The organism is Acinetobacter proteolyticus, from assembly GCF_000367945.1.
Lineage (GTDB): Bacteria > Pseudomonadota > Gammaproteobacteria > Pseudomonadales > Moraxellaceae > Acinetobacter > Acinetobacter proteolyticus.
In genome coordinates this window covers 2,063,132-2,069,736 of the sequence record NZ_KB849179.1, presented here as the reverse complement: position 1 = coordinate 2,069,736, position 6,605 = coordinate 2,063,132, and the positions used below count along the sequence as shown (strand labels likewise).

General features: G+C 41.8%; 5 protein-coding genes and 1 tRNA gene. 1 reads left to right on the top strand and 5 read right to left on the bottom strand.

The genetic code is table 11. The features are described 5' to 3' along the window. The 4 genes from F993_RS07425 to F993_RS07440 all read right to left on the bottom strand — a co-directional run bounded on the left by F993_RS07425 (position 1) and on the right by F993_RS07440 (position 3,226). Positions 1-75 (bottom strand) — tRNA-Gln (locus F993_RS07425). A 1-nt stretch (position 76) separates the two neighbouring features. Continuing rightward, complete coding sequence (gene ispE / locus F993_RS07430) at positions 77-907, bottom strand: 4-(cytidine 5'-diphospho)-2-C-methyl-D-erythritol kinase (RefSeq protein WP_004655247.1); 831 nt, start codon at positions 905-907, stop codon at positions 77-79. Positions 908-921: 14 nt separating this feature from the next. Beyond that, the gene (lolB, locus tag F993_RS07435) at positions 922-1,503 is read right to left on the bottom strand and encodes a lipoprotein insertase outer membrane protein LolB (protein ID WP_004655246.1); all 582 of its coding nucleotides are present in this window, start codon (positions 1,501-1,503) and stop codon (positions 922-924) included. A gap of 4 nt (positions 1,504-1,507) precedes the next feature. Continuing rightward, a complete protein-coding gene (locus F993_RS07440; protein WP_004655244.1) occupies positions 1,508-3,226 on the bottom strand; it encodes a tetratricopeptide repeat protein in 1,719 nt (572 codons plus the stop codon). Between the two features lie 79 nt (positions 3,227-3,305). Between F993_RS07440 and hemA the strand changes: the two genes are divergently transcribed. Next, positions 3,306-4,589 carry a glutamyl-tRNA reductase gene (gene hemA / locus F993_RS07445; protein ID WP_004655242.1) on the top strand — a complete coding sequence of 428 codons (1,284 nt, stop codon included), beginning with the start codon at positions 3,306-3,308 and terminating at the stop codon, positions 4,587-4,589. A 6-nt stretch (positions 4,590-4,595) separates the two neighbouring features. Here the strand turns inward: hemA and F993_RS07450 are convergent, their stop codons facing one another. Beyond that, the gene (locus tag F993_RS07450) at positions 4,596-6,485 is read right to left on the bottom strand and encodes a DNA primase (RefSeq protein WP_004655241.1); all 1,890 of its coding nucleotides are present in this window, start codon (positions 6,483-6,485) and stop codon (positions 4,596-4,598) included. Between the last annotated feature and the right edge of the window lie 120 nt (positions 6,486-6,605).

Here is a 6,605-nt window from a genome sequence, read left to right as displayed (position 1 = left end):
TGGCAGGGGCGGCTGGATTCGAACCAACGGATGCCGAGATCAAAACCCGGTGCCTTACCACTTGGCGACGCCCCTATCAGGTAACTTCAAAATGTCTTAGAGGTGATTCTGCTAAACTGTTAACCAAGTAAGCTTTACAAGGCGCGTTTTGCAAAATTTGCTCTATATCCATTTCATCGGTTACTTCAGTAAAAACACAAGCACCTGTACCTGTAAGCTTTGCTAGACCAAATTGATCTAAATATTGCATTGCTTCATCTACTTCAGGATATAACTGTCGAGCCAGAGGTTCAAAGTTATTTCCAAAATTAGAAGGTTGTAACTGATAGGCGCAAAATGTAGTGATCTTAGAATCTCTTGTCAATGTTTTTTGCGAAAAAAGCTGTTGAGTGCTGATAAAACAGTCAGGTTTTAAGATTATGAATTTTTTTTGAGCTAAGTCTATGAATGATAAATGTTCACCGATGCCTTCAGCCCATGCATTTCGCCCTAAAACGAAGATTGGAACATCCGCACCTAGCTTTACCGCATACTCGGCCAATTGTTGTTCATTTAAATCACAGTGCCAGAGTTGATTGAGCACAATCAGGGTGGTGGCGGCATTAGATGACCCGCCACCGAGACCCGCACCCATTGGAATATTTTTCTCAATAGTAATGTTTAAGCCGCAAATTTTTTTTGCATGCGGCTTGAGCAATTGTGCTGCGCGATAGATCAGATTTTGTTCAAGAGCGACTTCGCTTAGACCTTCAATGTGAATGGTTGTCTCTGCAAGTGGCTCAAAGGTCATCCAATCATATAAATCAATGAGTTGGAAAATAGTCTGTAATTCATGATAACCATTGTCACGACGACCCGTGATATGCAGAAATAAATTCAATTTGGCAGGAGAAGGCACTCTAATCATATACACAATCTAAATTATCGGTTTTGAATAACCATTGTAATACGGTTTTCTTTGTCATCGGCAAGCGCTTGCTTCAACAAAAGTTTATTGGGAAGAGGTTGTGCATCGTTATAGCTAAAATCAACCGTCCAACCATCTTCAACCAATTGCTTCAGACGATTACTTTCATCTTTGCTGGTTTGGGCATTTTGAGTTGCCGGCTTCGCTTGTACCCAATATGCAAGATGCATAATCGGAGCTTGCCAACCAGTCGCTTTCTCAAGTAATTCTTCTGGTGTTTCTGCTGTAATGAGGCCTGTTTTGGCGCTATTTAAGGTCACTTGCCCTGGTTTACCTTCGATTTGGGTTTTACCAACCCCTAAAATTCCGGTGAGCTCAATATCAAATTGATCTTGTTGCTGTACCCATGTAAAAAAAGCACTGCCAGATTGTTGTGGGGTACGCACACCAATTTTACCTTGTAAGCTAAAGTTATTTTCATCTTGCACTTGAGGTGAGGCAATGACTTTATTCGGCTGGCTTAAATGTTGGCAGCCCGTTAATAATAAAACGCTACTGCTACATACCGCGACGCATAATTTTGAAAACAAGCGCATGGGTTTAACTCTTTTTTACGGTGATGGGTAAGATTAAGCTATCAAGTTGTTGTAATTGTGGGGCATTGGCATGTTTTTGTTTCAATTGCTGTAACACCTCGCTAAATTGCGTGAGTGCTCCTTGCATATACAAGGCTTTGGCATAACGAATGCCGATATTGACATTTTCACTCAATGAATAGGCTTGGCCTAAAACTTTGGCCGCGGTATCAAAATCATTTTGCAGAAAGGCAATATAGCCTAAAGTATCGAGAATTGAGGCCTGTTCAGGGGCGAAATCCAGTGCCAACTCTGCATATTTGCGTGCCTCTTTGAGACGACGGTTTTGCAGTGCTAATGTATAGGCATAGGCATTCAGATAGGTAGGGCTATTTGGCTCAAGCGCCAAAAGTTGCTTGAGTGTTTTGTCTAATTTATCGCGATCAGTATAAGGATCAAGCAATAACACTTCAGCATAAATCAACTCTGGATCGTCGGGCAGGCTTTTAATTGCTTCATCCAGCAAGGCCAAAGCCGCCTTTTTATTATCCATCTTCTTTAAAATATCGGCCTGTGCCTGATACAAAAAACTGGCATGTTGTGGATAATTCACTCGTTCCTGCGTTAAGAAGCGTAAGGCATCATTCAGTTGCCCTTGTTTCTCAAAAATCGAAATCATATTGCGTCGCGAAACGATATATAAACTACCATCCACCAGACGATAATAGGCTTTTGCAGTTTCATAATGCTGTTTACGTTGCGCATTGATCGCAAGGTAGTAATACGCTTCATTCTGATATTTTGCTGATGAGCGTAATTCAACCAGATATTGTTCGGCTTTTTCGTATTGTTTTAAGTCAATACTGGTTAGGCCTGCAATAAACAAGGCTTCTTCTGCCTTGGGATTATCCTTGATAATATCTTCAAGTTTATCCAAGGCTTCTTGCTGCTGATTGATTTGAATGTAATAACGTGCTTCTGCCATCCGCACATCAACATTGTTCTTGTTTTTACGACTGGCTTTTTTAAACCATTCTTTGGTTTCTTCATCATTTTGTAAAGCCATTAACAGGTTGGCTTTCATCAGAATAAAACTGGTCGATTTTGAGCGTTTGCGCAATGCCCGATTGATATTATTCAGTGCTTGTTCATACAATCCATCTTGTGCTTCCAAGCCTGCAATCAAGGCCAGAATAGAAGGATTATTCCGCTCCTCACTGGCACGTAATGCATTTAGTAAAATCTCGCGATCTTGGGCTTGTTCCGGAGCAATCCCCGCTAAAATTTCTTCCAGATCGGCGGTGGGGTCAATATTAAGAATCTTATCTAGTGTTTTTGCTGCCAACTCGTATTCATGGGTCTTGAGGGCAATATGAGACAAATAAAACAGTGCAGGAACATCTTTCGGTTCTTGTTCAACCCAATGCGTGGCAATGTTTAAAGCTGCCTGTAAGTCATTATATTCTAAAGCAATGTCTAAGGCGCGCTGTTTAATTGTGGTTGAATTACTGCGAATCGCAAGTACCGTATAATTGTGTAATGCGGTTGCAATATCGTCATAAGCAAGGGAAAATTCAGCCACCATACTCTGTTGCAGGGCATGCTCAAAGCTCTTGTCCGCATACATGTCGTGTATTGCTTGTGCAGAGACATAAGAGCTCATGCTACCTAACAACAAGATTGTGGTAGAATACCGTCTAATCGTCTTGCCGCTAAAAAGGGTACGGCGATATAGCTGACGCAATTTTTATTGATCCAAAGTAATGCTTTTTATGACACCGATGTTGCACAATAACATAAATTTAGCGAAATGATGATCTGATATGTCTTTCTTTGCATTGGGCGTCAACCATCAAACAGCTTCTGTTGAACTTCGTGAACAAATTGCTTTCAATGCGGAGCGATTAGCTGCGCTATTGCTTGAACAAAACCAACATTCATCGCTGAATGATTTGGTGGTGGTGTCAACCTGCAACCGCACCGAAGTCTATGCCATGACAGAAGATGCGGATAGCGTTCTGACTTGGCTGGCCCAAGTGAATAATATTGATGTAAAACAGTTAATTCATCATGTTTATCGTTACGAGAATGCCCAAGCAGTTACACATTTGATGCGTGTTGCCAGTGGTTTAGACTCGCTGATGTTGGGTGAGCCACAAATTTTGGGGCAAGTGAAAAGTGCATTGGCCCTGTCCAAAGATGCAGAAACCGTTTCGCCTGAATTAAATAGCGTCTTTGAATATGCCTTTTATGCAGCCAAGCGTGTCCGTTCTGAAACTTCAGTAGGAAGTCATGCGGTTTCAATGGGTTATGCTGTTGCTCAGCTTGCCTCACAAGTATTTAGTCACACTGAAAAACTCACGGTAATGGTGGTCGCGGCAGGCGAGATGAATACCTTGGTTGCCAAACATTTGGCCGAAATGGGCGTGGCTAAAATCTTGATTTGTAACCGTAGTCGAGAGCGAGCAGATCTTTTGGCACAAGAAATTGCCCATCAAGTTGATGTGGAAATTATTCCCTTTGCTGAGCTTGCACAAAACTTGCATAGAGCGGATGTGGTCTCTAGTTGTACAGGTAGTTTGCATCAAGTGATTGAATATTCAGACGTTAAAGCTGCATTGAAAAAGCGTCGCTATCAACAGATGTTGCTGGTCGATTTAGCCGTTCCACGTGATATTGATCCTAAAGTTGAATCATTGGATAACGTGTATTTGTATGGTGTTGATGATTTACAAAGCGTGATTGATGAGAACTTGGCGCAACGTCGTCAGGCCGCAGTTGAAGCTGAAATCATGGTCAATCAATTGGCGACCCAATTAATGACCCAACAAAAGGTCAAAGAAGCCAGTGGTACCATTCAAGCTTATCGTCAACATAGTGAAGAAGTCAGTCAAAAAGAGTTGGCGCATGCTTTAGAATCACTGCAACATGGTCATGCAGCAGAACAGGTGATGCAAGAGTTTGCACATCGCCTGACGCAAAAGTTGATGCATCCCACTTCAATTCTACTCAGAGAAGCGGCGAAAGCTGAAAATCCAGATTATTTCGAATGGCTACAGCAGCACTTGCAAGATGTGTTTGAACACGAGCGTAAGCCACGCCAGTAATCATTGTTAAGACAATAAACGCAAGCTAATCTGTTTGGTCAATTCATTCAGTTGTTGGCGCAAATTACGCGATTCAATTAAAGAAATTGGCGATTTTAGTTTTAAGCGCAAATATTTCTCTTGTAACCCCAGCGCATATTCTTTCGCAAGTTTATCTGCAATTTCAGGTGCTTGGGTTAGCGACTGGATATTGGTTCGTTGCATGATATCTGCCAGTTCATGACTATAACTGCTACATGCACCCAGTACATAATAAGTTGCCAATTCCTGATCATCCGGCAAGTCATCAAACACAATATTCAAGGCTGCCAGAATCTTGGCCAACAGTTCATTCTGATCAATCACCGCACGCAGCTCTTCAAAATGAATATACAGGAAGGGGTGATGCATCAAAATCGCCACTGCAAAATCTTCATCTTTGGTCTGAATATTAAAAGATAAAGATGCATCATGACTGATTTGCGGGGTAAAGCGTTTGCCTAGACCGAGCTTCTCTCGGAAAGACTGACTCAGTAGATAACGAAATGAGCCATGTTTAGGTAACAATTCCGTTAATTCACGCAGTTCACCCATGACCAAACTTTTACCTTCTGGCGTACTGACATCATGTTGTCCTGTTAAATGGGCAAACACAAAGTCAGATAAAAGCGGCGCTTGATGTAAGAGTTTTTGGAAGTTTTCTAAGCCTTCACGACGAATTAAGGAATCAGGATCATGTTCATTCGGAAGCACAAAGAATTTTAACTCACGACCATCATTGAGTAAGGGCAGCGCAATTTCCAAGGTGCGTCGTGCTGCTTTCTGTCCAGCAGCATCCCCATCAAAGGCAATGGTAATTCGAGAATTTTGTTTAAACAGGGTGGTTAAATGATCGGCATTACTGGCGGTTCCTAAGGTTGCCACAGCACCATTAATCCCATATTGCTGTAACGCAATCACGTCCATATAACCTTCGACCATCAACCAGTCATTGGCTTTAAGTTTGCGGCCTTCGTATAGGCCATAAAGCAGCTGGTTCTTATGGAATACTTCAGAATCAGGCGAGTTGATATATTTCGGCTTAATTTCATCATTTAAGGCACGACCACCAAAACCTACCACACGGCCTTTGTGATCGCGAATCGGGAAGATGACACGCTCACGCAATAAATCGAAATCTCGCCCACTGTCACTGGAACGAATTAAGCCAAGTTGCTTTAAACCTTCAATATCTTGCGGAAAGGTTTTTTCTAAATGTTGCCAGTCTTCAGGCGCATAACCCAAACGCCAAAATTGAATGGTTTGTGCAGATAAACCACGTTGTTTAAAATAGTTTTGTGCCTTTTGGCTATTGGGCAATTGGCGTTCATAGAACTGAGCGACATTTTCCAACAGGTCGTAGAGATTTCCTTCCTGGACCTGTTCATCGATAATATTGAATGAAGGATCAAATTGGGCAAAAGGATCATCCATATAACGATCCATATCGACAAAATGCCCATCGATAAATTCCTCAGTCACAGGTGCTGGCGCAGCATTTTCGGCGACAGCTGCAACCGTTGGTTGCGGTGCCGCAATTTGTTGGGGACTGCGTTTATAAGAGAGTTTTTTATTATCTTGATTATCTTTGGGTAACTCAATACCTGTCTTATTCGACAGTTCTTTCATCACATCGACAAAATTACGACCATCAATATCCATCAAGAAGCGAATGGCATTGCCATTGGCCTGACAGCCGAAGCAGTGAAAGTACTGTTTATCACGATAAACATGAAAAGAGGGAGATTTTTCCTGATGAAAAGGACAGCAGCCCGAATAAGTACGTCCCGTCTTTTTTAACTTCACACGCTGACCAATCAAATCGACAATGTCGGTTCGATCTAAAATTTGATCAATCGTATGTTGTGGAATTGCCATGTGTATTTAACCATTTAAGACGGGGAGTAGAACATTGTTGCTTTGCAAAAATGTCAGGAATCATTGTTGCATAAAATAAAAAACAGGCAAGGAAGACTTGCCTGTTTGATGTATCAGATG